Here is a 25,087-nt window from a genome sequence, read left to right on the forward strand (position 1 = left end):
CCTCAGCTGATCCGTTCACGCGTATTTACGGCGTGATGGCGGGGGAGTGCCGGTCATCGTTCGCACGAGACCGGAAGGCCGACCTTCTGCGATCGTAAGCAGGTCACGCGACAGGATCGGCATCGAGATCTGATCTTCTTCACGCTCGGCAACCGTGACCAGGAATTGCGTCGAAAGGCCTGCGAGCGGATCATCTTCGACAAGTTGCGGCAGGGCAACGCCATCGATGATTACAAGATCGTAGTCACGCGCAATGTCTGCGAAATCGAAAGCTTCGCGGATGTTCATCCGGTGGTGCTTGTACTTCGGCAATCCGGAGACCAGCGACAGAAAGGAAATATCCAGCTCGTCGTAGTCGACAACCCTTTCGCGAAGCGTTCCGCCAATGTCTTCCATATCGTCGATGCTCAGGTCATGGCTGAGCATTCGCTGTTTCGGTTCACCATCGGCGAGGAGCACGTGCAATCCGCGCTGGGCCGCCCCGAGAGCGAGGGCAAGGGCAGCAATTGTCTGGCCATGGCCAAGGGCGGGAGAGGTCAGAAAGACGATCCGCGTGCCGTTTTGGGCAGGCGCGCTCTGGATCGATGCAATGATCTGGTCAACGCCTTGTCCAAAAGTCCATCCAGGTCCGGCTTCGTCCGAATAAAACTGCTCGATCGCATCTTGTACGGCAGAGATGGCGTCGGAGCTGAGCGGACGGACACTGCCGTTTTCGTCGGTTTCCGTCAGCCAGGGCAGCTGGCTGATAACTTTCAGCCCGGGTTCTGATTGGGGCACCTGCCTGGAGGGAGTGCGTTTGCTTCTCGTCCGCGTTCCCGGCAGCCCCACTGATGAGCGTGCATTGTGGGAGGTGTCGACAACCGTGGTTACGGGAGCAAGCGACTGTGCAGGGCCGGCGACGGCCATTGCAGGTTCGGGGTTCTGCAGGAACTCCGGCAACAGGTGTTTTTTGGCAATGCGAATGGCTTCGCCGCCAACGGCGATTATGGTGCCGAACAGCAGACCCAGGATTCCGGCCAGCACCACCATGATCTTCCGTTTCGGGTAGACCGGGCTTTCCGGCGGAATGGCAGGCGAAATGATGCGGGCATTAGGGAGAACAACCTGGTCGAGCTGCGAAATTTCCTTGGCCCGGCTCAGTGCTATCTCATAAAGCTGCCGTGTTGCCTGTGCTTCCGTTTCCAATTCACGCAACCTGATGGAAGCCGCCTGGTCGACGTCGGAAAGATTTCGCGTGGAATCGAGCTGCTGCTCGAGCCTGGAAACCCGTTCCTGATTGACCTGGACATCGATGCGTGTGGATTCCGCAATCCGCCTGATTTCGTCCCGGATGAGATTGCGCAACCGTTCCAGCTGGGATCTTGCCTGCACGACAGACGGATGTGAGGGCAGAAGATCGGCCATCAGTTGAGCTTCCGTGCGTGCAGCCGTGGCATATTGCTGGCGAAGTGAGGAGATCGTGGGGGAATTGACCACATCTCCAATGGATTCCGCGTCGACACCGCTTTGCAGAACCCGCTGGATCTCATCGTATTTGGCGGTTGCTTCCGCCAGTGCCGCACGGGCATCGATGAGCCTGGAATTCAGTCCGGTCAGTTCCTGTCCCGTCAGCAGCGACCCCTCGTCGGAGTTCTGCAGCTTGTTGGCCGCGCGGAATTTCTGGATTTCTTCTTCGGCTTGCCTCAGGCGTTCCCGCAAATCCACCAGCCGATCATCGATCTGGGCGGCGGCTTCGTCCGAGGCCAGGTCAACTTGCCGTTTCTGGTCGGACAGATAGCTTTCGGCGATCGAATTCGCCAGAACGGCAGCCTGGACCGGTGAAGGGGATTCCGCGGCAATATTGATGACGAAGGTCTGACCAACGCGCTTGACGCTGGTTGCATCTGCAAGAGCTTCGACCGCGGCGGTCTCCTGCGCTTCAAGCGTTGCCGCGTCCTTCTTGGTTGCCCCGAAGATCAGGCTCTTGAACTGGCTCATCAACCCCGGCTTGCCTTCGCCGAAATGAGGGTCTTCAGCCAGATTGTTTTCCCGGGCGACGGGTCGCAGCACTGTGTCGGAATGGATGACCGACATCTGACTGTCGATCACTTCCGAGCCTTGTCCCGTGCGGCTCGGGCGGTTCGGGTCATCGAAAGGCTGGCGGACAGTTGGGTCGAACAGGACTTGCGAGGACGCTCTGAATATCGGTGTGATGGTCAGGGAGTAGGCGGCAGTCAACGCTGCAAAAACAAATGCAATTGCCGCGATCAGGAAGATGCGGCGGCGCAAGACCTGAAAAATGGACAGGATGTCCAGAGCAATGGCGTCGCTGCCTTGAAGGGCCGCCTTATCGTAAGCCGGGTTTTCTACCTGTCTGGGGTCCACAAAAAGTCACCTTATGTCCTCGCGGGCATGCGTCTTATTGCTTGTAAGCACTTATGGTTAGTGAACTGCTAATTTGCGGCAAGACTACGGTGCTCCGACACGACGAAGCCCGCTGTCATTTGCCTGCGGTCTGAGAGGACGGCACTAGTTCTGCGAACGATTGTCCCAGGTGCGAACCACTGCATGCGGCAGCAGCGCGGCAAGCAGGAAAATCAGCCAGTTCAGGGAGAAGGAACGAAACCAGGCGCTCTCCAGCATGTTGTGACAGGTGACGAAGAGGATCAACGAATAGCAGAGAAAGGCAATCCGGTAGTCGAGCGAAACGACCCGGGCTGCGGAAAACAGAGCGGTCAGGATAACCAGGAACAATAGCGAAATTCCGACAATGCCGAGTTCGAGCATGACATCGAGATAGCCGTTATGAGCCTGGATCAGCAAAATGACGAAACCCGGCGCCTCACGGAAGGCAATTGAATCGGACCCCGTGGCCCAGAAAGACGCATAGCCCTGGCCAAGTACCGGGGCTCTGCAAATCACATCCACGACAAACGCCCAGATGAACGTCCGGCCGGTGTAGGTCTCGTCATTGAACAGGAACAGAGACAGGTCCGAGAACCCGAACCGCGTAAGGAGCGAGAGGAAGGACAGAAGAACGGCGCCGGTAACCGCTCCGAAAATCAGCAGCAATGCCGCATTGATACGGAAGAGGAACGCCATGCCGACTGCAATATAGGCGATGACCGGCATGAGGACGGCAAGCCCGAGGGAAGTTTTCGACTGGCTGAGAACAAGCAGGCCAAAAGCCAGTGCCGAAATGATCAGCATGCCGAAACGTTTCAGAAAACCGCGCGAAACCAGAAACCCGTAGATATTGAACATCATGGCCAAAGCCATGACCGCGCCCAGATTGTTTTTCTGGGTGTAGATGCCTGCGTGACCGATAGGTGTCGGCGGTAGCAGGACGACTGCAACCGCATTCATCAGAACAACGGTATTCATCAGCAGCATCAGTCGGCTTAGCAGTGAGCGGGCGTCGTCCGTAAAAGAAACCGAAATCACAAGGCTCATCACAATGATGATCTGCAAGACCACGCGGCGAAACGCAATTCCGGGTGCATGAGACCAGAGCACGCTCGTGACAGCGAGCAGCAGATAAAGCATCAGGATCCAGATAAGCGGACTTTTCAGAACCGTAAACGCGTTGAGCAAGCGCCGCCCCGCCGATACCAGCAGAACCATGAACAGGCAGATCCAGAACAACTGGTTCAATGCGTTGGACTTTGACGCGCTGATGTTGGCCGCGGTGTCTTCACCTCCGGACGACACCAGAAAGAATGGGCTGATCAACATCGGATAGGCAAGCAGCAGCACCGGAATCCAGTTGAAGATCCTGTCCAGCAACGTTTGCCCGTGCATGGCGGCCTGTGGCCCGGACTGTTCAACGGGGTGAACTGTCAAATCCCAGTCTCCAGATCAATTGCAGCTGCAGAAGCTTTCTGCCGGCCCGCACCGCTAGGTCAGTTACTAGGCATGATTCGCAGCTGTCAGCTCAATCTATCAGTCACGATTTCGCACAGTCGACTGCAAATTCCGCATCAACTGTCGTGCCTGGATGGCGCGGTTCATAGCGCGTCTGCGTTGAGCCCCAAGGTATCGACCATAGCCGGCTCGACGGTTCTTTTGACGTTGTCGGTCATCAGACCGAAGCCTTCGTAGTAGTCCCACAAGGCCCAGCCAAAGCCGCGTTCCTCCACCACTGTGCGGACGTCCCTGATCCAGGCAAGCCTGCTTCCATCGTCCGGAAGTCCTTTCGGGGGACGGATAGCACTGAATTCGCCAAGCACGATCTGGTCCGGGGAAATGTCATGTTTTTCCGCCCACTGCGAGATCGTGTCAAAGCGGCTTTCAATGAAATTCCGGTCGGGCCTTTCACGTTTATAGTAGTCCCTGACACCGTCCATCGCCTTGTCGAAGGCATAGTCGGGAACGTCGACATCGGCTGCCTTGAGGGCGGCGATATGCTGACGTGTCCTCTCTTCGGCAGTCTCCACGTCACCCGCCGTCCAGGGATAGCTGAGGCCCGCGATATAGCGGAGAGGGTCCAGTACCCAGGGGAGGGATTGATGGGTGAAATAGAAGGGCTCGTAGAAATGGAAGTCGACGATGATCTTGTCGTCATAGCCGTCGAGACTCATGTACTCGAGGCCTTCCATGGACCGCCAGCAGCCCGGGGTAAGGACAATCGGCAGGTCTGGCGCAACACTGCGCGCCCTGTCATACAGCTGCTTTTGAGAGACAGACCAGTCTTGGCTGTCTTCTTCGAAACAGACGCCTTGCGGCTCGTTCATCAGTTCCAGCGCGACCTTGTCCGTCGGCAGATCGCGGATCCGCTTGGCGACTTCTTCCACAAGATCGGAGTAGGCCTGAAAGCGCGGGCCATCGGGTGCATCGCGCAAAATGTCGACAGGTGCCCATTCCGTGAGATATGCAGCCGGATGCAGATCGACCATCACGGTAAAGCCGCTGTCCAGTAAGCGCACCGTTATGGATTTCGTATCATCCAGCAAGATACGGCGTTCGCTGTCCGTCGCGGCCAGAAAGACGCCGGCGTCGATCGGAAAGCGAATGAAGTCGAACCCGAGCGCGCGCAGGCGTTCAAGTTCGGCGTCGGAGACCTTGGACAATTCGCCCCGGAACGGTGGCCAGAGATATTTTCCCGGCCGCTCGGGATCCCGATAGGCAAAATTTTGCAGTCTGGAAACATTGATACCCCGTTTGAATATGGGGATCGAAATTGTCTCCTCCTTCGCTGCCTGAGTTCCGGCAGCGATAGCGTTCTGACGTTCGTCCAGATACAGGAAACCACCAACGAAAACGAGGAAAGCCAGACCAAAAGCAAGCGCGGTCAGCCAGGACCATAGGCGCTTCGACTTTTTTGCGGTCACGTGCGGCTCCGTTGTTGATCTGGGGTCAAGACAGCTTCCAGGTCCTGACGGTAACTTTCAAGGATCATTGCAGGGTTGAACCGGTCGTGCAAGATTTGCTCGCTTGCCACAATCTGGCTGCGATAGTGAGTTGATTTTTCCGCCAATTCCTTGAAAGCGGCCGCAATTCCAGCGACATCACCGGGTTTCACGCCGATACCGACATCGATGTCATCAAGATAACCGTCGATACCCGTATCCTTGCCGTAGATAATCGGCAAACCGGCAAACAGCGCTTCCAGGTAGACCATCCCGAAGGTCTCGTTGTAGCTGACCAATGCCATCGCAAGATAGTGCGGCAGAACCTCGAACAGGTCCTTGCTGTTCATCGGTCCAAGAATCCGTACGCTGTCGCCGAGCCCCAGTTCGGCAATTTCCTTTTTCGCCGCTTCCATGGCCTCCGCACTGCCTGGGCCGATCAGGTCCAGTCCGATGTCCGGGTGTGTTTTTTGGAAACCGGCAAATCCCTGCAGCAGGTCGGACATGCCTTTTCGGCGGCGCATGTCCAGATCGAACACGCTGACGAACCGGGGGATCGGATCCTTTACCGGCACTTTGCTGGTGGAGTTCCCAACAATGTTTGGAAGCAGTCTTTCCTTCTCAGGCTGCGCTGGAACATACCTGTGGTAGGTGTCCCGGAACCAGGCGGAGATATGATATATCTTGTCTGCACGTGCCGCGATCCGGCGCATCAGGCTCCGGTACGTCGGCTTGAACAGCAGGATCTTGCGTTCCGATTCACCGCGAACGGAAATGAACAGCCGGGTATCCGGTCCAAACCGTTCCGCCAGCCACAATCCCGCGATGCCTTCAAACGAGAGTTTATGAGCGTGAACGAGGGCAGGCGTCTCGTGCTCGGTCCTCAGCGTCTTAAACACATGTCTTGCGATACGTCGCATCGCCGAGGCGAGACCTATACCCATCGGCAGGCCGAAATAGCGGTAGGAGAATAGCCGCACGCCTTTTATCTCACCGCAATCCTTGAAGCTGGCCTGCCAGGGCAAGCTGGTCCGGTCCATCGTCACGACGATGTGTCTGCCAAAGTCCACGCCGGTGACGAGACGCTCGATTGCGGTGGTTCTGCGATGGAATTGCTGCGGGTTCGGGTAGTCGGCGCTCAGATGCAGGATGAGGGGTGCTGCTGCACCCGGTTCACCGAATTCTGCTCTTGTGTCCATTGTTTCCCTCGGCAGCGAATATTTGCGGCAGAACGGTTGCGCCGCGCTCATCGGTCTTTGATTGCAACAAGGCCGCAGGTCGTTCCATCAGCCTGTTTGATCGTCATTTTCGGGGCAAACTTCTCTCATCACGTTTCAATAAAGAGTGAATGCCGCGACCTTGCGTCACCAACGGGCTCATTCTTAAGAGCCACGGGACAGCGAAAATGTACAATCGACAAAAATAACTAACTTTAAACGACAGTTCGTCACATTGCCGGCAGGCAGCCCCCAAGGTTGAGCGGCGTCCCATGTTGGCGGGGAACACGTTTCACGAACAACCTGCTGGAGGAAACTGCGCAGGAGGACGATGAATGCCGAACCGGATCGATGAAGACAGGGACGCCAGGGCGCTCGGCGCGCAAAGCTTCGGCCTGAAGAACAGGCTGTTCCGTATCCTCTGGGGTATTGTCTGGTTCCTTCTGGCCTCCTGGACGCAGCCGTTGCATGGTTGGCGCCGTTGGCTCTTGCGACAGTTCGGAGCGACAGTGGGGGAGGGTGTCTATGTGGCTCCATCCGCCAGGATATGGCATCCGGGCAACCTGATCCTGGAGGATTTCGCCGCGATCGCAGACGGCGCGGATATCTACAACATGGGTCCTGTCACGATCGGCCGGTACGGTGTCGTCTCCAAACGTGCGCACATCTGCGCGGGAACGCATGACATCAACGACGACAAGTTCCTGCTGATCGCAAAACCCATCGTTTTGGAGGCCTATAGCTGGGTTGCCGCTGAAGCTTTTGTTGGTCCCGGGGTTCGTGTCGGTGAGGGAGCTGTTCTGGGAGCGCGTGCGGTAACGGTGAAAGACCTGGCTCCATGGACTGTTTATGCAGGTAATCCTGCCAAGGCGCTCAAGGAGCGGGCGCGGTTTGAGCGTAGTGACGTGCCGAAGCGGGGATGGCGTGAACCGTTGGAAACCGCCGACTGATTTTCCCCCCGATTCAACGTGCCCGTCAGGCCCATTAAATATCGGTAACTACGAACTTTCTAACGGCTATGTTTACAACTGCTTAGAGACCGATCGGATATTGCTCTAATGCGTTCGCCGCCGTCGTAACCGGGACGAACGTAAAGGGGAGACTGGGAACGGAATGCTGGCAAGAGATTTCGAGAGTGAACTGCTGGGGTGCCGGATCGAAGCAACCGCTATCGGTCCGTTTGCCATCGGGCGTCTTCGCTCCCGGGATGCCATTCAGCTTGTCGAGGCCGCCGTTCAAAAGCGGCAGAACCTCGATATTGCCATCTGCAACGCCCATACGCTCCTGTCAGCGATGGATGATCCCCGCTACGCTGCAACACTCCAGAAAATGACGCTTCTGAACGACGGCATCGGTATGAGCCTTGCCAGCAAGCTGCTCAGGGAAGAACCGTTTCCGGAAAATCTGAACGGGACTGACCTCATTCCCCGGATCCTGGCGAACATCGGCATTCCGCTGCGGATCTATCTGCTCGGCGCCAAGGAAGAACAGGTTCGCCTTGCCAAGGAGCATATCGAGACTGCCTATCCGAAGCACCAGGTGGTTGGCTACCGGGACGGCTATTTCGCAAGCGATGAACTGGACAGCTTGTGCCAGGGGATCAACGAGGCAAAGCCAGACCTTTTGCTTGTTGCCATGGGGAACCCCAGGCAAGAGAATTTCATCGTTGAAAACCGGTCGGCGCTGGCTGTACCTGTCGCGATCGGGGTCGGGGCGCTGTTTGACTTCATGTCGGGGGCCGTTGTCCGCGCACCGAAGATATTCCAGGCAGCCGGCCTTGAGTGGCTGTTCCGCCTGTTGCAGGAACCTCGCCGCCTGTTCCGCCGCTATGTCATCGGCATACCGCGTTTTCTGTTTGCCCTGATGAAAATCAGATTTTCCAGGTCCGGCGTTTCGCGCTAGCTCCCACGTGCAAGGATCTGCCGTAACCGGTCAACGAGCGCTGAATTCGTTGGAGCAGTTTCGGCTTCCGGCAGTTCTGGCCGGGCGATCATGATGACGGGAAGTTTCAAGGTCCGCGCAGCCTCGATCTTGGCGTAGGAACGACTGCCACCACTGTTTTTCGTCACCACATGAGTGATGCTCTTTTCCAGAAACAGCGAGACTTCCTCATCGGCAGATGCCGGGGGGCGGGAGAGGATCAACTCCCAGGCGGGAGGTAATCGTGTTTTGGGCGGCTCGATCATCCGGACAAGACCGAAAATATCGTTTCGAGGAGTGAAGCGCTCGATCTCCTTGCGGCCAATGGCCAGGAAGGCGCGCGCGCCATCAGGCAGGGCCTCGGCCGCGTCGTCCATCGTCAGGACATTTGTCCAGGCGTCGGCTTCACCGGGGTGCCAGCATGGCCGTTCCAGGCGCACAAGCGGTACCTTGAGCATCTTGGCAGCCTCGGCCGCATTACGGCTCATCTGGGCAGCGAAGGGATGGGTCGCATCGACAATGACGGTGATCCCTTCGTGCCGCATGAAGGCTAGCAGACCGTCGGTGCCGCCAAACCCGCCGACGCGTGTCGGGACGCCAAGATCAGGCAGGTCACGAACCGCTCCGGCAAAAGAGGCAGTCAGGCGACTTTTCGGAAATGTTTCCGCCAACGTTCTGGCCAATTGCCGGGCTTCGCTTGTTCCGGCGAGCAGCAGGACATGATCTGCCTTAGCGGTCAAAGCCTGTTTCTCCCAGCACCTTGCCCTGGCGATCGGTGATCAGAACTTCCACATCCACCGGCGCATCGCGCAGGATCTGGCGGACGGCGTCCTTCGTTCGCCGCGCAAGTGGGCCACTGAGATCGATACCGGCAACCAGGGAGGCATCCAGCACCTCCTTGGCCGTGTTGGCCGAGGCGGCCTGTTCGATCAGATCCGCGGCAGCGTTCTCCTGACGCAGAAGATCCTGCAGGAATTCGAAGTCGACGGAGCTGCGGGCCGAATGCAGATCGAGCGCCCCTTGAGCCAGCTTGGTGAACTTCGCAAATCCGCCTGCGAGAGTCAGCCGGTTGACCGGATGACTGCGCAGGTACTTCAGCAAACCGCCGGCGAAATCCCCCATGTCGAGAAAGGCGGTTTCATCCAGATCGTATCGGGCCTTGACCGCGTCTTCGGAACTGGCGCCGGTTGCGCCAACCACATGTGACAGCCCGACTGCGCGTGCAACATCGATGCCCCGATGAATGGACGCAATCCACGCAGCGCAGGAAAACGGCCGGACGATGCCGGTCGTGCCAAGTACGGACAAGCCGCCCAGGATGCCAAGCCTGGGATTCATCGTCTTGAGGGCGAGCTCTGCACCACCTTCGATCGAGACCGTTATCTCGACATCGCCGGCCCCGCCATTCAGTTGGGAAACCTCATCGATTGCCGTCCGCATCATCTGGCGCGGCACCGGATTGATGGCAGGTTCGCCCGGCGGGATCGGAAGGCCAGGCCTTGTGACGGTGCCGACACCTTCTCCGGCCCTGAAGATTACTCCAGAACCAGGAGGCAACAGGTTGACGGTTGCACTGACCAAGGCGCCATGGGTCACGTCGGGGTCGTCCCCCGCATCCTTGATGATGGCGGCGGACGCCGATTTTCCTGAAAGCGTATGCCAGGTCAGCGCAAAGGAGGCCGTGCCACCCTTGGGCAGGGTGATTTCGACCGGATCCGGGAAATCGCCGGTCAAAAGGGCCTGATACGCCGCCTTGGTGGCTGCTGTCGCACAGGCTCCCGTCGTCCAGCCCCGCCGCAGCTCTTTTGGCTCTTCCTTCGACATGCTCTTTCTATAGACGATGAAATTCCGCTTTGTGCATATTAGTTTATGTGCGCGATGAAATGTCGTTTTCGCATCGTTTTTGATCGCCGAAGCGCTTGGCGTTACCGGGCCACGCGGGTAAACAGGAACCATGACTGGAGAAGACGACAACAACAGACCGCATGAAGGCTTGCCGGGAGACCTGCCAGGTGGGTTACCCGTGTTCGAACCCGGCTGGGTTTGGCTTGCCGGTGCAGGTCCGGGCGACCCCGGCCTATTGACGCTGCATGCGCTCAATGGCCTGCGCCAGGCCGATGTTGTCGTGTTTGATGCCCTTGTCGATCAGAGCATTCTTGCCTGGGTCAAACCGGGAGCCGTGACTGACTACGCGGGCAAGCGCGGCGGCAAACCGAGCCCGAAACAGCGCGACATAACCTTGAAGCTGATCGATTACGCCCGCGAAGGCAAAAGGGTGCTTCGCCTGAAGGGCGGCGATCCTTTCGTCTTCGGCCGCGGCGGCGAGGAAGCGCTCGGCCTTGTCGAGGCCGGTGTGCCGTTCCGTATCATTCCCGGCATCACCGCCGGTATCGGCGGTCTGGCCTATGCGGGGATTCCCGCAACCCACCGGGACTGCAATCAGGCTGTCACCTTCCTGACAGGCCATGACCAGACGGGCCTCACCCCGGACGCGATCAACTGGGATGGTATCGCCAAGGGGTCGCCTGTCATTGTCATGTATATGGCGATGAAGCATCTGGATGTCATAGCCGGCAAACTGATTGCCGGTGGACGATCTGTGGATGAACCTGTGGGTATCGTGTGCAATGCGTCCCTTGCAGGCCAGGACGTTCTGGAAACCACGCTGGGCCGCTGCGCTGAAGACGCGAAGGTTGCCGGGATCGAACCACCGGCAGTTGTTTGTGTCGGTGAGGTTGTCCGTCTGCGCAAGGGGCTCGACTGGCTCGGCGCCCTGTCGGGCAAGGTGCTGGACAGTGACCCGCTAGGCCTGCGCATATCCTCCCGTTCTGCCGATGCCGGCTGACACTACCAAGGCAGGCGCCAAGGGTGTTCTGATCGCGGCGCCATCGTCGGGTGCTGGCAAGACCACACTGACACTTGCGTTGCTGCGCGCACTGAAATCCGCCGGGCGTTCGGTCGTTTCGGCCAAGTCCGGCCCGGATTACATCGACCCGAAATTCCACGAAGCTGCCAGCGGGATGCCCTGCATCAACCTGGACGCCTGGGCTATGGATCCGGCGACACTGCAGATGCTTGCCCACCGTCAGGCCGACAGTCATGACGTTCTCGTGGTCGAAGGCGCCATGGGGCTTTTCGACGGAGCTGCCAGCGGCAAGGGCTCGGCTGCCGATCTGGCGGCAACGCTGCATCTACCCGTGATTCTCGTCGTCGATTGCGGCAAACAGGCCCAGTCGGTCGCAGCGCTTGTTCATGGGTTTCAAAGCTTCCGGCCGGATATCAATCTCGCAGGCGTTATTCTCAACAAGGTTGGCAGCCCGCGCCACGAAGCCATGTTGCGCGCAGCGCTGGCACCGCTCGCCTTGGATGTTCTGGGTGTCTTGCCGCGGGCTCAGGAACTAGGCCTTCCCGAACGCCACCTGGGGCTTGTCCAGGCGGGGGAGCATCCGGATCTGGAAGCCTTCCTGGAAAAGGCGAGCGACCTGTGTGCCCGGAATGTAGACCTGAACCGCCTGGAAACATTGGCGGCGCCACTGAGCCCTGTCGGTGATAACAGGGAACACCTGCCCGCGCCGCTTGGCCAGTGCATTGCCATTGCCCGGGACGTTGCCTTTGCCTTTTCCTATCCGCATCTGCTGGATTTCTGGCGAAGGCAGGGCGCGAGGCTCGAGTTCTTCTCGCCACTCGCGGATGAAGCACCGTCACCTGATGCCAATGCAATTTTTCTACCCGGCGGTTATCCGGAGCTACATGCCGGAAAGCTGGCTGCGGCAGACAGGTTCAAGGCTGGGGTCTTGCGGGCCGCAGCTACCGGAAAGCTGATCTATGGCGAGTGTGGTGGCTACATGACACTCGGCAAGGGCATGATCGATGCCGATGGCACACGCCACGAAATGCTGGGGCTTTTGCCGCTGGAAACCTCGTTTCAGACCCGCAAGCGTCACCTCGGCTACCGAAAAGTCATGCCACTCCGTGACCTACCCTGGCAAATGCCGCTATCCGCACACGAATTCCACTATGCCTCCATAATGTCGGAAAGCGGGGCGGAGCGGCTGTTTTCAGCGGAAGATGCCGAAGGCAACGAACTGGCACAGCTGGGGCTGCGCGCCGGATCGGTCATGGGCTCCTTTGCCCATGTCATTGCTGTTGCCTAAACCACCTCAAGCACGACAAGCTCGCAATAGACGTCTTCCTTGGTGTGATAGGGACAGTGGCTGATCTCCAGCGTCCTTGTTTTGCCGTCCTGTTCCAGCTGTTCGACCTTGGCCTTGAAGCCGTCGGCCTCCCAGGCGCTATCGCGTACTGTCAGGACGATGGGAGCACCCGGTTTGGCGATGCGCAGCAGTTCGTCGATCCCTTCCGGACCCACATGGCCATTCGTGAAAACGCCAGCGCTGACGATGCCGTCATAAATGTTGTCGTCAATGCCAGAGAGCGAGCCCATCATGTCGGCTTGGGAAAGATTGCGGTAGGTCCCCCGACTGCGCGAATGCTCCAGCATCGCCGGTGTCAGGTCTATGCCGTCAATGGTCAGCGCTGCATTGCGACTGATCAGCTCGCTCCCGACGAGGCCGGTCCCACAGCCTGCGTCCAGAACCAACGCCGTTTTGGGCAGGTGTTTGACCAGTGCTTCCGCTGCAATCCTGGGGCCGACATACCCTATGGTCTGAAGCAGATCGGCATCGTAGGTCTCCGCCCAGTCCGCGTAGAACTTGCGAATGGCATCGGGATCACCGCTGAGAGAAATCGCCTGTTTCAGAAGTGGGTTTTCATCTGTCATGGGATTGCTCCTGTCCGGTCTTAATCCTGTTGAGATTAGGCGAGGGCAGGAGCGATATGCAAATGAGCGCTCTCGGACAGGCAAATCATTGCTCGATGAACCTGCGAAGCGTTCGCGACCTCCCGCATGTCGATGATGACAGACAGTGGAAGGCCGCGAAGTGGTCTAGTTCCGCCGGTTCCTCAGGCTTTCGCCTTCTTCTTCGGGCGCAGCACATGCACGTGGTCGGCGTCGTAGAGGGCGCTGTCGCGGAAGTCGACTGCAGGCTTCAAGGCATGGCCGACGAAGATCAGCGCCGTGCGGGTGATCTTGGAGGCACGCACTTCTGCGGCAATGGTCGACAATGTGCCGTGAATGAAGGCCTCATCCGGCCAACCGACGCGGTAGGCGACAATCACCGGGCAATCGGCACCGTAATGCGGCGTCAACTGGCGTTCGACTTCCCGCAGGTTCCTGATCGACAGGTGAATTGCCAGGGTCGCCCCGCTCTTGCCGAGCGTGTCCAGGTCCTCGTTATTCGGCATCGCCGAGGATTTCATTGCCGTGCGGGTGACAATGATGGTCTGGGCAACTTCCGGGATGGTCAGCTCGGTCTTGAGTGCAGCGGCCGCGGCCGCGAAGGCCGGCACGCCCGGTGTTACATCGTAATCGATGCCGAGTGCGTCCAGACGGCGCATCTGCTCCGCCGTTGCACCGTAAATGGAAGGGTCGCCGGAATGAACCCGGGCAACGTTCTGGCCCTTTTCATGGGCAGCCTTGATCTCGTCGATGATCTCGTCAAGCGTCATCGGGGCCGTGTCTATGACGCGTGCACCTTCCGGTGCGGCGGCAACGATCTGTTCAGGCACCAGCGAGCCCGCGAAAAGGCAGACCGGGCAGGATTGGATGAGTTTCAGGCCGCGAACGGTGATGAGATCGGGATCGCCAGGTCCGGCGCCAATGAAATGAACGGTCATGATTTGTCATCCGTTTCGAGAATGTCGGAAATGTCGGTCGTCACGTCTGCCATCTGGGACGAAGGCGCGGCTTCAGTGGCAACTGGTGCTGCTTCCACCGGCTTTGGTGCGTCGATCCGCTTGGCATAACCGCGCGGCGTATAGACGAAAGGTTTCCCGTCACCGCGCATGACGGTGCGGGTGTTGGTCGAACCGACCAGCACGGTGGTCAGCATGTCGACATCGTCGACGCTGAGCGCATGCAGACTGGTGACGCGGATGGTTTCCTCCGGCCGGCCAAGATTGACGCCGAGAATGACCGGTGTCGCTGCCGAGCGGTGCTCCAGCAGGATTTCCTTTGCGGCTGCAAGCTGCGTGCGGCGGCGTTTGGACACCGGGTTGTAGAAGGCAATCACGAAGTCGCCCTCGGCTGCTGCCCTCAGACGCCTTTCGATCACCTCCCAAGGGGTGAGGAGATCGGACAGCGAGATCGCGCAGAAATCATGGCCAAGCGGTGCGCCGATACGAGCCGAGCAGGCCTGAAGGGCGGAAATGCCCGGCGCGTTTGTGACGCTGACCCGCTTGGCGGCATCCGATACACCGCCATACTCCTCATTCCTATGCAACAGTTCATAGACCAGCGAACCCATGGCGTAGATGCCGGCATCACCGGAGGAAATCAGCGCGACATTCTTGCCCTTGCCAGCTTCTTCCAGCGCAAAGCGGACGCGGTCCTCTTCCGCGCCAAGCGGGAAGTTGTGGTGGGTTTTGCCGGTAATGTGCTGGTCGACAATGTCGAGATAAAGCGAGTAGCCGACAACGTCGGTTGCTTCCGCCAGAAGCTTGGTGGCCTCCGGTGTGCGCCAGTCGTCCTTGCCCGGACCGATACCGATAACGGACAGATGTCCGCGAGCCCGACCGACCGTGTCGGTGTCAATCCACTTCGGTGACCGTGCAATGGCGCAAGTTGCGTTTTCGGTTTTCTGCTTTTCGACCTTCAGCGTTCCAAAGGCGCCGGACGCGGCCAGGGCAGCCCCTTCAGACACTCCGTAACAGCCGACTTCCTTGAAGACGACGGGCGACGGGTTTTTCAGGCGCGGGGTCTCGCGTTGCAGGTCTTCTGCGGAAAAGACCCGAAGCGGCACATCCAAGTGCGCGGCGAGAGCATTGACAGCGGCCTCATCTGCCTTGAGGTCGATGGTCGCGATGCAGGCAACAGCGCCCTTGGCAATGTTGGCGCCCACCAGTTCGGTCTCGACCAGTTCGATCAGTTCGGCCGCATCGCACCCGCGCGCGCAGCCGACGCCAACAGCATAGCGCTGCGGGTGGTAGACCAGACGCGTCGGGCCTGCTTCTTCCGGATGTTCGGTTGCCGAAAGCGTGATGGCGGCGTCGTCTGCCTGCTGCAGCTTGGCCTCTTTCAGCCAGTCCGCGCGGCCTTCCAGGCGGACGGGAGCGCCGGAGAGCAGCTCGGCCATGACCGGTTTTGCATCTTCCGGATTGGCGAGACGCCAGCCGCGGGGCGGGGCGTCGAGCGCAACACCAAGCTTGGTGTCCCCAGCCGTCGTGATCGCCGCATGCCCACCGAGAGCGCTGGCCAGAAGCTTGGCCAGTTCGTTGGCGCCGCGATGACCACCGAGCAGCGGAACGACACTCTTGCCGTCTTCCGACACGGCGATCACCGGCGGTTCGCTTGTCTTGTCGGACAGGACCGGTGCAAGCGCACGGATCAGAATGCCGCTGGCGCAGAAGCCGACGATCGGATGACCGGCCTGAAACAACAGGCGGATATGGTCGATCGTTTCGTTGAACTGGGTGTCCGCTGTCGGCACACGGCCGGCAAGCCCGTGGATGCGGGCGGTTGAAAACCGTCTGGCGATCACTTCGGCAGCGGCAAGGCCGGCCTGGTTCAGGACGAGTAGGATGGGGGAAGCGTCCACGCTTCTTCTCCCTTGTAGATGAGGATCATGGAAAAATAGGGGGCGGTGTCGGTCTCAAGGTCGATGAGCCGATGAACCTTCTGCTCCGGCAGGCTGGCACGTTCCACGTAGCCGGCCTTTTCCAGCAGCCCCATGTCGGAAAGCAAGGTCTTCAGCCGTGTCAGGTGACGGCCGACCTTCATGATGGCAACCGCCTGGGCTTCTTCGATCTTGCGGCGGATGTCCGCGTCCGGAAGCGGGCCTGGAATGACGGTTAGTACATCGTTTCGTGCCGTCAGCGGTCGTCTCAACTGGGCGGCGCAGGCTGTCAGCGAGGTGACCCCGGGCACGATTTCTATCGTGAAACGGTCGGACAGGCGCTCAAACAGATACATGAACGAACCGAAGAAGAAGGGATCTCCTTCACACAAGGTCACGACATCCTCACCGTTTGCCAAAACGGCGGCTATCTCTTCGGCGGCCTTGTCGTAGATCTCCTGTGCCGGGAACCTGTCGACCCGCATCGGTACGACAATCGGGATTTCCCGCACCCCATCCGGGATCACATCGGCAGCGATTGACCGGGCGAAGCTTTCGCCGGAATCGGGAGCGGGGTAGGCAATTACCCGTGCGCTTGCGATCAGCCTGTGCGCCTTCAGGGTCATCAGCTCCGGATCGCCCGGGCCAAGACCTATGCCATAGAGTGTGCCCGTCATGATTTCGTCAGGCTCCACTGCGTCACGGGCATCAAGGGACGCCATCCGGTCAAGCCGCCGACGGCGCTTGCCCGGTGAACGGAAACTTTCTTCAAAGTGCCTCCATGAGACTGATAGGCGGAGAGAAGTATGGCCTCGCTCTCCAGGGTCACTGCATTGGCGACAAGCCGCCCCCCTGGGCCTAGCGCTGCAAGACAGGCCTCGATTACACCGGAGGCTGTCAGGCCGCCGCCAATAAAAACCGCGTCCGGTTGCGGCAGATCATGGAGGCCTTCCGGAGCGGTCGCGTCCGACAGTTCCAGATGTGGGACGCCAAGCGCGATAGCGTTTTCAGCCGCCATTTGCCGCCGTTCCACATGCGGTTCCAGGCCGATGGCCCGGGTTCGGTCCGCTGCACGCAACCATTCGATGGCAATCGAACCGCAGCCTGCACCCACATCCCACAAGAGTGCGCCTGGGTGAGGCTTCAACTCCGCCAGGGTGATGGCCCGGATGTCCTGCTTGGTCATCTTGCCGTCGTGGCGAAAGGCATCATCGGCAAGGCCGGGTATCCGCGCACGGAACCGCACACCGGGGTCGGCAATCACTTCCAGAGCAAGTGTGTGAAAATCGGCAACCTCGGTCGACCAGTCTTCCGCGGTACCTGCGACGCACCTTTCCCTGGTGCCGCCGAGATGCTCCAGAACCGTCATCCGGCTGCGCCCATAACCTTCGTCGGCCAGGAGGTCAGCCACCTGGCGGGGAGTTTCCGCATTGCTGGTTAGACACAGGATCCGGGCGCCCGGGTAAAGCGATGCCCGCAACAGATCGACTGGTCGACCATGAACCGACAGGCAGTCGGTTTCCTGCAAGGCCCACCCCATTCGTGCGGCAGCCAGCTGGAACGCGGACGGCGAGGGCAGCACCATCAGCTCGTGTGCAGGGAAATGCTTCAGCAAGGACGAACCAATGCCGAACCACATGGGATCTCCTGTCGCCAACACAGCGACGCGCTTCTGCCTGAGCGCTGCCAGATCTTCGAAGACGGTTGCAAAGGGGCTGGGCCATGTCCGCTTCTCGGCAGTGATCCCGCCTGTCAGCTTCAGGTGTCGGGTGCCGCCATAAACGATGTCTGCACCTGCCAGGGCTTCTGCGCCACCTGGAGCCAGAACACCGTCCTCGCCCAGGCCGACCAGCGTCAACCAGGGGAGCTTGTCTGTGGAGGAAGTCATTTGTCCTCCAGACGATAAGGTTTGATCACCGGTTTTACCGACAGGTCCTGAGGCGTGCCGCTACTGTTTGGCGATACCTGCCGGGCACCCCGTGACCGATGATGGACCGACTGGTCACCACTGCCGTCCGCAGGCGTCTTGACCGAACCACCCGGCTGGGACAGGAAACCGCGTGAACGCAAAGGCTTTTTGCTGCCGACGGATTTCAATCCGGTTGGTTTTTCGTCGTCTTTCGGCGGACCTCCGGCCATTTTACGTTTCCTCCGGCAGGCCGGCGGCAAGAGCGTTGACTGCGGCGGCAGCCATGGCCGATCCACCCCTGCGGCCGCGAACAGCCAGGAAGGGTACCTTGAACGGATTGGAGATCAGAGCCTCCTTGGATTCCGCGGCGCCCACAAACCCGACCGGGAACCCCAGAACCAGCGCCGGTTTCGGTCCGCCGGCGGCAATCATTTCAAGCAGATGGAAGAGGGCCGTCGGTGCATTGCCAACCGCAACGATGGCTCCCTCCAGCCTGTCGCGCCAGAGCTCGACCGCAGCAGCCGAGCGGGTCGTGCCGAGCTCTTTGGCAAGGGTCGGAACCGCGGGATCGTTCAAGGTGCAAACCACGTCGCAGTCCGCCGGAAGTCGTGAGCGAATGACGCCATGCACCACCATCTCCACATCGCAAAAGACGGGTGCGGCCCGCGCGAAGGCATCCTGCGCGGCAGACAGGATATCCTCCGACCAGGCAAGATCCTGCGGAAGGTCTGTCATGCCGCAGGCGTGGATCAGACGCACCGCGACCGGTTTCAGCCCGTCGGGTAGATGAGACAATTCTGCTTCCGACCGCACGATTGAAAAGGACTGGCGGTAAATCGCCGCCGGGTCCTTTTCATAGTCGTAGGACGGCATGGTTTCGGTGCTCACGGCAGCCTCAGTCTCCGCGGTTCAACGACCGGGGGCCGTGCGGATGGTCTGCGTGCGGGTAGGGGTGGTGGTGATGATCGTGATCATGCCCGTGCCCGTGGCTATGCCCATGCTCGTGCGAATGATCATGAGAGTGGCCATGATGATGCGCGTGATTATGCCCATGGTCATGGGAATGATCGTGATGATGATGACCATGGTCGTGGTGATGATGACCACCCGCCTGCACCTGCTTTTCGCAGGCTCCGGTGCAGATCTCGTCACACAGCTTGCATTCTGCTTCCGCGCCGAGGCCTTCCACGTGATGGTGGTGGCTTTCCTGGGCCAGACCCACTTCGGCTTCGAAGCCAAGGACCTGTTCGCGGTACTTGCACATCTGGCAGTTCATCAGATTTGCGCCCTGCAGGATCTCCTGCACCCGATCGGCCATCGTGTCGATCACCTGCGGGTGGTCGTTCAGATAACCGGCTTTCAGGAATTCGATTTCCGGATGTTTGGCGGCAACTTCGTCCGTGGTCGAATAGATCCGCTGGACCAGTACGCCGGTGAACAGGAAATAGGGGAACACGATGACGCGCTTGTAGCCGAGCTTTGCCGCATGTTCGAGACCGGGTCCGACCAGGGGGAAGGTGACGCCGGAGTAGCAGGTTTCCGCCCAGCCGAAACCGAAGCCTTCCCAAAGCATGCGCGTAATCTTGGAGACGTTGGAGTTCGCGTCCGGATCGGAAGCACCGCGCCCGACCACCATCAGCAGGGTCTCGTGCAGCGGCACGTCGCTGTCGGCAGCGTCGATCGCTTCCTGAACACGGGCAGCGGCGGCTTTCACCATGCGTGTGTCGACGGCCAGTTCGCGGCCATAGGAGATCGTCATCTCCGGATGCATGGCCTGATAGGTGTTCAGGACCGAGGGAATGTCGTTCTTGGCGTGACCAGCGGCAAACAGCATGCCCGGCACGGCCAGAACGCGGGTGCAGCCGGCCTCGCGCAGCTTGTTCAGTCCGTCATGAATGACCGGGTTGGCGAATTCCAGATATCCGTATTCCACCGGCCAATCGGGGAAGCGAGCCGTCAGGCCTTCCGCCAGCTGTGCAAATTGCTTTACGGCACCCTTGTTGCGGCTGCCATGGCCGCAGATCATCAGTCCGAGTTTTTCGCTCATTGAGCAGCTTCTCCGGCAGTCTCGTCGTCTTCCGGACGGGCTTCAGGCGCGTCTTCGGCTTTTTTCTGCTTCTTGTCTTTGAGGGCGATGATGCCGGCGACGAGCGCGGCACCGGCAAGGGCTGCGACCCCGACCCAGTGGGAATGACCGGCGAGTTCGCCAAGATGGCCCCCATGGGCGAAGGCGGAGGTAGGCAGCGCGGCTGCAAGGCCTGCAAGGATGGTCCGTCTGATCATGTCTCTCCCCAGTGGCTGATGCCGGATCGGCAGCGTGGCAACAGGCGTCGGGAAGAATGAAAGCAAACACGCGCAAAAGCCGGCGGAGCCGGTTGATCTGCAGATGCCTTGGACAGCTCCGGCCTTGGTCCCCTGCTTGGGTCAACCTCATCCGGAATGGCTTTCAGTCCCTCCACGGGACGCCGTCAGGTGGGCGCACCTTAGGGGAGTGGCCATAGCGGATCAAGCATGAAAGCGACATCCATTGGCACGAGGCAGCCATGGCCTGAAACCGGCAATCGTTGCGTCTTGCGGCTCCCCGAAAAGAACCGGTTTGTCTTTGTCATCCCTTTGGATTAGTGATCAACCTGTCTCGATTCGGGGTAAGTGGGGCGTGGAAAACTTCCGGCGAAAACATCCGGACCTCATGGCGGCAGTCAGGCTACTGCTTCTGCTGCCGTTTCTGGTCACGGCGCTTGTGCCCAAGGGGTACATGCCGGACGTGCGCGCGGATGGCGGTTTTACCGTCACGCTGTGTACCACCGAGGGCCTTCGCACTGTTACGCTGGATGCGAACGGTGCAGAAATTCCGCCGGGTTCCGACGAGGATAGCCCTGCGGAAAAGGCCTCCCGCCATTGCGTCTTTGCCGGTGTCGGTGCGTTTGCTGCGCCTTACAGGGTGCCTTTCCTCTTCGTGCAGGAAGAGATCTCCCGCCAACCGGTTTCTCTCCCTGCAAAGGTCTGGGCTTCCAGCACACCGCGCGGTCGGAACTTTGCCCGGGCACCGCCGCTCAACGCGTGATCTTTCCGAACCTTATCTGAACTCGATTTGAACTCGAGGTCTGTCCGGCTTTTGCCGAACGGACGCACTCGGGTGTGGAGATCCCATGAGCAACATCCCTTCGGACGCTGTATATGCGTCCACCCCCAGCCGATTTTACCTGGCTGCCTGGCGTTGGCACTTTTACGCCGGTCTTTATGTTGTGCCGTTTCTGATCATGCTTGCCGTCACCGGCCTTTCGATGATGTTTATTTCCGTTCTTGATGGCCGCGACGGGGAATACATCAAGGTTGCAATTGCCGGCGAACCAGTGGCGCTGTCGCAGCAGGCCGGCGCTGTGCTGGCAACGCGCGGGCAGGGCGCTAGCCTGGTGGAATGGATCGGCGCCAAGACCGCCGACGGAGCCAATGTCTTCCGCGTCAACGACGCTGGCACCAATTACATGGTTGCAGTTGATCCTTATTCGGGCTCGGTCGTTGAGAGCTGGATCCGGCGTGACGGCTGGTATGACTTGCTGAACGACATTCACGGTACGCTGCTGATCGGCGATCTTGGTGATCGTCTGATCGAAATCGCAGCCGGCCTGGCCATCGTGCTGATCGTGACCGGCCTTTACCTGTGGTGGCCACGGGCAGGCGGTGGAAGTGCTCTTGTGCCGGATCTTCGCGCAAATGGTCGTGCGCTCTGGAAGAGCCTGCACAAGGTGATCGGCGCCTATGTTTCTCTCATTCTGCTGGTCTTCCTGGTCAGTGGTCTCTCCTGGGCCGGTGTCTGGGGCGAGAAATTCGTTCAGGCCTGGAGCACCTTTCCAGCCGAAAAATGGTCGAACGTGCCTCTGTCCGACGACACCCACGCCTCGATGAACCATGGCTCGATAAAGGATGTTCCCTGGGGGCTGGAACAGACCAGAATGCCGATGTCCGGCTCTGATGCCGGCACCGACGCGATTGCTGCCGGAACGCCTGTTGATCTGGACAGTATTGCAGCGTTCGGCCGGAAAATCGGCTTTGAAGGGCGGTTCCGGGTGAACCTTCCCGGCAATGAAACCGGTGTCTGGACCATCAACCAGGATTCCATGAGCAACGACTCAGAGAACCCGATGGTCGACCGCACGGTGCATATAGATCAATACACCGGACGGATCCTGGCTGATGTCGGTTTTGCGGATTATTCCCTGCCGGCCAAGGGCATGGCCATCGGCATTGCCTTTCATGAAGGCGACATGGGGCTCTGGAACGTGGTGCTCAACACACTATTCTGCCTGTCGGTGATTTTCCTTTGCGTCAGCGGGCTTGTCATGTGGTGGCTGCGACGGCCGAAAGGCTCAGCCCTTCGGGTTTTTGCACCTAAAATGCCGGACGACCTGCCGCATTGGCGCGGCGCGATGATCCTGATGCTGGCCGTCTCCCTGGCCTTTCCGCTGGTCGGCATCACGCTATTGAGCGTGCTGGCGCTGGACTATCTTGTTGTCAAACGCGTGCCGGTTCTGAGAAAGGCCATCGGATGAAGACGTAAGGGGCGTCTGAAGAGGCCGCTGATCGGGTCCTCTACATTGCTGTTACCCCGGATAGGCGCTGCGCTTATTCGGGGTGACACGCCTCCAAAATTTTGATCGCAGTGTGCGGCAGCAAGCTGCGGCCAATGCTGCCTGCTTACTTGTGCCTGATCACCATCAGCGTAATGTCGTCATGCACCGTTTGTGTGTCGATATGGGCCTTGAGGTCCGCCAGGATGCCTTCCAGCACCCGTCCGGCCTTTGGTGCCGCGTGGCGCTGGGCACTTGCGACCAAGCGGTCCAGACCATACAGCACACCGTCAGGATTTTCCGCTTCGGTCACGCCATCCGTATAAAGAATGATGAGATCTCCGGGACCGAACGCCAGTTCCCTGGTTTCGATAAACGGTTCAATGTCTTCATCGAGGCCGATGGGGAAGCCGAGATCGACCGTATCGACGATGTCGCATTGGCCGTTGTCGCGCAGAATGATCAGTTCCTCGTGCTGGCCCGACAAGGTTACCTTGTTCGGTTCGAAATCGAGGAAGGACAGCGTCAGGTGCTTGTCGGTCCGGGTGCGCTTCAGGTTGCGGCAGATGGCGCTGTTGAGTGCAACCAGGAACTGGCGCGGATCTGACGGTCCGCGTTCCTGCAGGGCGACGGCGATGGACTGAACCATCAGCATCAGAACGCCGCTTTCCAGGCCATGGCCGGTCACATCGCCAATGCCGATTTTCACCTTGTCGTCCAGCTGCAGCACGTCGTAATAGTCGCCGCCAACTTCGTCCGCCGGTTCCATGAAGGCCGCGATTTCGAGTTCATGAATGCCGCCAAGCTCATCCTTGGTCGGCAGCACCATCATCTGGATCTGCCTTGCGACTTCAATTTCCGCTCCCAGCCGAAGGTTTTCGGACGTCAGCTGCTTGTTGAGATGCGCGATTTCCGTATTCGCGTGCTCCAGATTGACGTTCATCCGGTGAAACCGCGTTGCCTGGTGCCATTGCAGGGCGGTGACCGCAGCACCGATCGCCCCTGCACAGCCGAAGTAGAGCAGCAGATACTTGAACGACCAGAGGTTTGCGGCAATGGGTTGGCTGATGGTGATCGCCTGAATGCCACGCACGTCGCCCGTCTTCCAGTCGGTTTTGGGGCTTTCCGGGTGGCTGTTGTGACAGGAAACGCAGGCCTCGCCCATCAAGACGGGGGAGGCGATCTGGATCTTTCGGTCGAAGATCGATCCTTCGTAGGCAATCTCCAGGTCTGCAGGATCACGGCTTTGTCGGAAATCGTTCAGTGCCTTGATCTCGAAAGGTGTCAGGTTGTGTGACCCGCGCTCCATGAACGGCAGATCCGACACGAACCGGTATTGCAGATTATGGTCGTTGCCGCCGATCACTTCCCCAAGCTCGATGGAGAGTGTGGCGGGGATCGGAATGCCGCCTGGCGTTTCGTGATATTCGTGTGTCGGGGTGATGTCGCCCGGCGCCTGTTGAACCCGGGCGATCACGTTTTGCGCGTAATAGGTCCGGATCTTGCCGATGGCCTGGTCCAGGTCAACCGCCTGCGAGCGCAGGGAGGCATCTGAAATGGCGCGCAGGTCCATCCACACGGCAACAGGCAACATGCCAAGCCCGATCAGCACCAGAACCAGAAAAACCGCCGGTCGTTCGATGAGCGTGAGCCAGAATTTGTCGACGCGGCGGGGTTCTGTCTGCTTCATGGGGAAACCTGATTTTCAGTATGAATTGAAACGGAATGCGGATCGGCAAGAAAGCCTGAAGGGAAACCCGATCAATTTCGCCATTATGACGGTTGTCTGCCGCAACGGCCACAGCTGGAGATGAGATTTTGCAGTCTTGTTTTCAGCACGTTGAGGCTGTCTAGTAGAATGGTCGAGTTCCAATGCGCAAGCGGGGCATCATGCAAACTCATCTTGTTTTCACGGTCATTGCAAAGGACCGGCCAGGCCTGGTCGAGCGGATGGCGGAAATCATCGCCGGCACTGGTGGCAACTGGATCGAAAGCTCCATGGCCCGCCTCGGCGGCGAATTTGCAGGCATCGTGCGCATCGCGATCGAGGGGCTGCATGCGGACGAACTGGTGGAAAAGCTGCAAGCTCTTTCCGCCGATGGCATCGATATCACGCTTCGCTCCGACCAGACCGGTGCAGAGCTGCCGGAAGGCGCATCCGCTCATCTGGATCTCGTCTCCCAGGATCACCCGGGCATCTTGCGGGATATAACCCGCGTTCTTTCCGAAAAGGGTGTCAGCATCGAGCATCTGGAAACGGAAGTCGTCTCCGGCTCGATGCAGGGAGAGGCCCTGTTCAAGGCATCTGCCGACCTGCGCCTGCCAAGCGGACTGGACCCTGCGAGCCTGAGCGATGCACTTCAGGAAACGGCAGGAGACCTGATGGCGGATATCAATCTGATTGACTGACGTCGCTCAATCCTGCCAGAGGGAAGCGAGACGACACAGGCCTGGCAGGACAGAGGCTTCAACT

At 59.4% G+C, this 25,087-nt stretch carries 22 protein-coding genes and 2 pseudogenes; 7 read left to right on the plus strand and 17 right to left on the minus strand.

The window, feature by feature from the left end:
* Window positions 1–15: 15 nt before the first annotated feature.
* From J7447_RS02095 to J7447_RS02110, 4 genes are all read right to left on the minus strand, one after another.
* Window positions 16–2,364 carry a GumC family protein gene (locus J7447_RS02095; protein WP_209168589.1) on the minus strand — a complete coding sequence of 783 codons (2,349 nt, stop codon included), beginning with the start codon at window positions 2,362–2,364 and terminating at the stop codon, window positions 16–18.
* Between the two features lie 144 nt (window positions 2,365–2,508).
* Window positions 2,509–3,822 (minus strand): O-antigen ligase family protein, encoded by a 1,314-nt coding sequence (locus J7447_RS02100; RefSeq protein ID WP_209168590.1) that lies wholly within the window; start codon window positions 3,820–3,822, stop codon window positions 2,509–2,511.
* 164 nt (window positions 3,823–3,986) lie between these two features.
* The gene (locus tag J7447_RS02105; RefSeq protein WP_209168591.1) at window positions 3,987–5,309 is read right to left on the minus strand and encodes a cellulase family glycosylhydrolase; all 1,323 of its coding nucleotides are present in this window, start codon (window positions 5,307–5,309) and stop codon (window positions 3,987–3,989) included.
* A complete protein-coding gene (locus J7447_RS02110) occupies window positions 5,306–6,526 on the minus strand; it encodes a glycosyltransferase (RefSeq protein WP_209168592.1) in 1,221 nt (406 codons plus the stop codon). Before J7447_RS02110 ends, J7447_RS02105 begins: the two co-directional genes overlap by 4 nt.
* Window positions 6,527–6,879: 353 nt before the next feature.
* On the opposite strand from J7447_RS02110, the gene J7447_RS02115 reads away from it, so the two are divergent.
* Entirely contained in the window at window positions 6,880–7,494 is a 615-nt protein-coding gene (locus J7447_RS02115; RefSeq protein ID WP_075281323.1) for a putative colanic acid biosynthesis acetyltransferase, read from the plus strand.
* A 163-nt stretch (window positions 7,495–7,657) separates the two neighbouring features.
* Window positions 7,658–8,446: a WecB/TagA/CpsF family glycosyltransferase gene (locus tag J7447_RS02120; protein WP_209168593.1), complete on the plus strand. Its 789-nt coding sequence runs from the start codon at window positions 7,658–7,660 to the stop codon at window positions 8,444–8,446.
* Here the strand turns inward: J7447_RS02120 and J7447_RS02125 are convergent.
* Together J7447_RS02125 and J7447_RS02130 are read right to left on the minus strand one after the other, a co-directional pair.
* Complete coding sequence (locus J7447_RS02125) at window positions 8,443–9,204, minus strand: cobalt-precorrin-6A reductase (protein WP_209168594.1); 762 nt, start codon at window positions 9,202–9,204, stop codon at window positions 8,443–8,445. The genes J7447_RS02120 and J7447_RS02125 overlap by 4 nt on opposite strands.
* Window positions 9,194–10,288: a cobalt-precorrin-5B (C(1))-methyltransferase gene (locus J7447_RS02130; protein WP_209168595.1), complete on the minus strand. Its 1,095-nt coding sequence runs from the start codon at window positions 10,286–10,288 to the stop codon at window positions 9,194–9,196. Before J7447_RS02130 ends, J7447_RS02125 begins: the two co-directional genes overlap by 11 nt.
* A 130-nt stretch (window positions 10,289–10,418) precedes the next feature.
* Here J7447_RS02130 and cobA point away from each other — a divergent pair, with 130 nt between their 5' ends.
* Together cobA and J7447_RS02140 are read left to right on the plus strand one after the other, a co-directional pair.
* Entirely contained in the window at window positions 10,419–11,309 is an 891-nt protein-coding gene (cobA, locus tag J7447_RS02135; RefSeq protein ID WP_209168596.1) for a uroporphyrinogen-III C-methyltransferase, read from the plus strand.
* Complete coding sequence (locus J7447_RS02140) at window positions 11,299–12,618, plus strand: cobyrinate a,c-diamide synthase (RefSeq protein ID WP_209168597.1); 1,320 nt, start codon at window positions 11,299–11,301, stop codon at window positions 12,616–12,618. The genes cobA and J7447_RS02140 overlap by 11 nt, the downstream gene beginning before the upstream one ends.
* On the opposite strand, the gene J7447_RS02145 is transcribed toward J7447_RS02140, so the two are convergent.
* From J7447_RS02145 to J7447_RS02185, 9 genes are all read right to left on the minus strand, one after another.
* Window positions 12,615–13,244, minus strand: coding sequence for a class I SAM-dependent methyltransferase (locus J7447_RS02145; protein ID WP_209168598.1), 630 nt, complete (start codon window positions 13,242–13,244; stop codon window positions 12,615–12,617). The two genes, J7447_RS02140 and J7447_RS02145, sit on opposite strands and share 4 nt — an antisense overlap.
* Before the next feature lie 182 nt (window positions 13,245–13,426).
* Complete coding sequence (gene cobM, locus J7447_RS02150; RefSeq protein ID WP_209168599.1) at window positions 13,427–14,200, minus strand: precorrin-4 C(11)-methyltransferase; 774 nt, start codon at window positions 14,198–14,200, stop codon at window positions 13,427–13,429.
* Window positions 14,197–16,119 (minus strand): precorrin-3B C(17)-methyltransferase, encoded by a 1,923-nt coding sequence (gene cobJ, locus J7447_RS02155; RefSeq protein ID WP_209168600.1) that lies wholly within the window; start codon window positions 16,117–16,119, stop codon window positions 14,197–14,199. Before cobJ ends, cobM begins: the two co-directional genes overlap by 4 nt.
* Window positions 16,089–16,814 (minus strand): precorrin-2 C(20)-methyltransferase, encoded by a 726-nt coding sequence (gene cobI / locus J7447_RS02160; protein WP_173013955.1) that lies wholly within the window; start codon window positions 16,812–16,814, stop codon window positions 16,089–16,091. Before cobI ends, cobJ begins: the two co-directional genes overlap by 31 nt.
* The gene (gene cbiE / locus J7447_RS02165; protein ID WP_209168601.1) at window positions 16,811–18,025 is read right to left on the minus strand and encodes a precorrin-6y C5,15-methyltransferase (decarboxylating) subunit CbiE; all 1,215 of its coding nucleotides are present in this window, start codon (window positions 18,023–18,025) and stop codon (window positions 16,811–16,813) included. The genes cobI and cbiE overlap by 4 nt, the downstream gene beginning before the upstream one ends.
* Window positions 18,022–18,276 (minus strand): hypothetical protein, encoded by a 255-nt coding sequence (locus J7447_RS02170; RefSeq protein WP_209168602.1) that lies wholly within the window; start codon window positions 18,274–18,276, stop codon window positions 18,022–18,024. Before J7447_RS02170 ends, cbiE begins: the two co-directional genes overlap by 4 nt.
* Before the next feature lies 1 nt (window position 18,277).
* Window positions 18,278–18,919, minus strand: a complete 642-nt coding sequence (locus J7447_RS02175; protein WP_075281446.1) for a precorrin-8X methylmutase — start codon at window positions 18,917–18,919, stop codon at window positions 18,278–18,280.
* Window positions 18,920–18,941: 22 nt separating this feature from the next.
* On the minus strand, window positions 18,942–20,093 hold the full coding sequence (locus J7447_RS02180; protein ID WP_075281314.1) for a sirohydrochlorin chelatase: 1,152 nt from the start codon (window positions 20,091–20,093) through the stop codon (window positions 18,942–18,944).
* Entirely contained in the window at window positions 20,090–20,329 is a 240-nt protein-coding gene (locus J7447_RS02185) for a DUF6732 family protein (RefSeq protein ID WP_031269597.1), read from the minus strand. Before J7447_RS02185 ends, J7447_RS02180 begins: the two co-directional genes overlap by 4 nt.
* A gap of 406 nt (window positions 20,330–20,735) precedes the next feature.
* On the opposite strand from J7447_RS02185, the gene J7447_RS02190 reads away from it, so the two are divergent.
* Together J7447_RS02190 and J7447_RS02195 are read left to right on the plus strand one after the other, a co-directional pair.
* On the plus strand, window positions 20,736–21,110 hold the full coding sequence (locus J7447_RS02190) for a DUF2946 family protein (RefSeq protein ID WP_209168603.1): 375 nt from the start codon (window positions 20,736–20,738) through the stop codon (window positions 21,108–21,110).
* A gap of 85 nt (window positions 21,111–21,195) precedes the next feature.
* Window positions 21,196–22,596 (plus strand): PepSY domain-containing protein, encoded by a 1,401-nt coding sequence (locus tag J7447_RS02195; RefSeq protein ID WP_168685821.1) that lies wholly within the window; start codon window positions 21,196–21,198, stop codon window positions 22,594–22,596.
* 145 nt (window positions 22,597–22,741) lie between these two features.
* On the opposite strand, the pseudogene J7447_RS02200 reads toward J7447_RS02195, so the two are convergent.
* Together J7447_RS02200 and J7447_RS31205 are read right to left on the minus strand one after the other, a co-directional pair.
* Window positions 22,742–23,545, minus strand: a pseudogene (locus J7447_RS02200) (PP2C family protein-serine/threonine phosphatase); the annotation flags it as partial.
* Window positions 23,546–23,689: 144 nt separating this feature from the next.
* A pseudogene (locus J7447_RS31205) lies at window positions 23,690–24,304 on the minus strand (DUF3365 domain-containing protein); the annotation flags it as partial.
* A gap of 200 nt (window positions 24,305–24,504) precedes the next feature.
* On the opposite strand from J7447_RS31205, the gene J7447_RS02205 reads away from it, so the two are divergent.
* Entirely contained in the window at window positions 24,505–25,023 is a 519-nt protein-coding gene (locus J7447_RS02205) for an ACT domain-containing protein (protein ID WP_173013954.1), read from the plus strand.
* Window positions 25,024–25,087: the final 64 nt, after the last annotated feature.

This window comes from Labrenzia sp. R5_0 (genome assembly GCF_017743835.1).
Classification (GTDB): Bacteria; Pseudomonadota; Alphaproteobacteria; order Rhizobiales; family Stappiaceae; genus Roseibium; species Roseibium algicola.

What these genes read in the sequence shown, in the direction of transcription:
- J7447_RS02110 (WP_209168592.1), bottom strand. Translation starts at nt 6,526, where the DNA reads ATGGACACAAGAGCAGAATTCGGTGAACCGGGTGCAGCAGCACCCCTC.
- J7447_RS02115 (WP_075281323.1), top strand. Translation starts at nt 6,880, where the DNA reads ATGCCGAACCGGATCGATGAAGACAGGGACGCCAGGGCGCTCGGCGCG.
- J7447_RS02120 (WP_209168593.1), top strand. Translation starts at nt 7,658, where the DNA reads ATGCTGGCAAGAGATTTCGAGAGTGAACTGCTGGGGTGCCGGATCGAA.
- J7447_RS02130 (WP_209168595.1), bottom strand. Translation starts at nt 10,288, where the DNA reads ATGTCGAAGGAAGAGCCAAAAGAGCTGCGGCGGGGCTGGACGACGGGA.
- cobA (WP_209168596.1), top strand. Translation starts at nt 10,419, where the DNA reads ATGACTGGAGAAGACGACAACAACAGACCGCATGAAGGCTTGCCGGGA.
- J7447_RS02140 (WP_209168597.1), top strand. Translation starts at nt 11,299, where the DNA reads ATGCCGGCTGACACTACCAAGGCAGGCGCCAAGGGTGTTCTGATCGCG.
- J7447_RS02145 (WP_209168598.1), bottom strand. Translation starts at nt 13,244, where the DNA reads ATGACAGATGAAAACCCACTTCTGAAACAGGCGATTTCTCTCAGCGGT.
- cobM (WP_209168599.1), bottom strand. Translation starts at nt 14,200, where the DNA reads ATGACCGTTCATTTCATTGGCGCCGGACCTGGCGATCCCGATCTCATC.
- cobI (WP_173013955.1), bottom strand. Translation starts at nt 16,814, where the DNA reads ATGACGGGCACACTCTATGGCATAGGTCTTGGCCCGGGCGATCCGGAG.
- cbiE (WP_209168601.1), bottom strand. Translation starts at nt 18,025, where the DNA reads ATGACTTCCTCCACAGACAAGCTCCCCTGGTTGACGCTGGTCGGCCTG.
- J7447_RS02170 (WP_209168602.1), bottom strand. Translation starts at nt 18,276, where the DNA reads ATGGCCGGAGGTCCGCCGAAAGACGACGAAAAACCAACCGGATTGAAA.
- J7447_RS02175 (WP_075281446.1), bottom strand. Translation starts at nt 18,919, where the DNA reads ATGCCGTCCTACGACTATGAAAAGGACCCGGCGGCGATTTACCGCCAG.
- J7447_RS02180 (WP_075281314.1), bottom strand. Translation starts at nt 20,093, where the DNA reads ATGAGCGAAAAACTCGGACTGATGATCTGCGGCCATGGCAGCCGCAAC.
- J7447_RS02185 (WP_031269597.1), bottom strand. Translation starts at nt 20,329, where the DNA reads ATGATCAGACGGACCATCCTTGCAGGCCTTGCAGCCGCGCTGCCTACC.
- J7447_RS02190 (WP_209168603.1), top strand. Translation starts at nt 20,736, where the DNA reads ATGGCGGCAGTCAGGCTACTGCTTCTGCTGCCGTTTCTGGTCACGGCG.
- J7447_RS02195 (WP_168685821.1), top strand. Translation starts at nt 21,196, where the DNA reads ATGAGCAACATCCCTTCGGACGCTGTATATGCGTCCACCCCCAGCCGA.
- J7447_RS02205 (WP_173013954.1), top strand. Translation starts at nt 24,505, where the DNA reads ATGCAAACTCATCTTGTTTTCACGGTCATTGCAAAGGACCGGCCAGGC.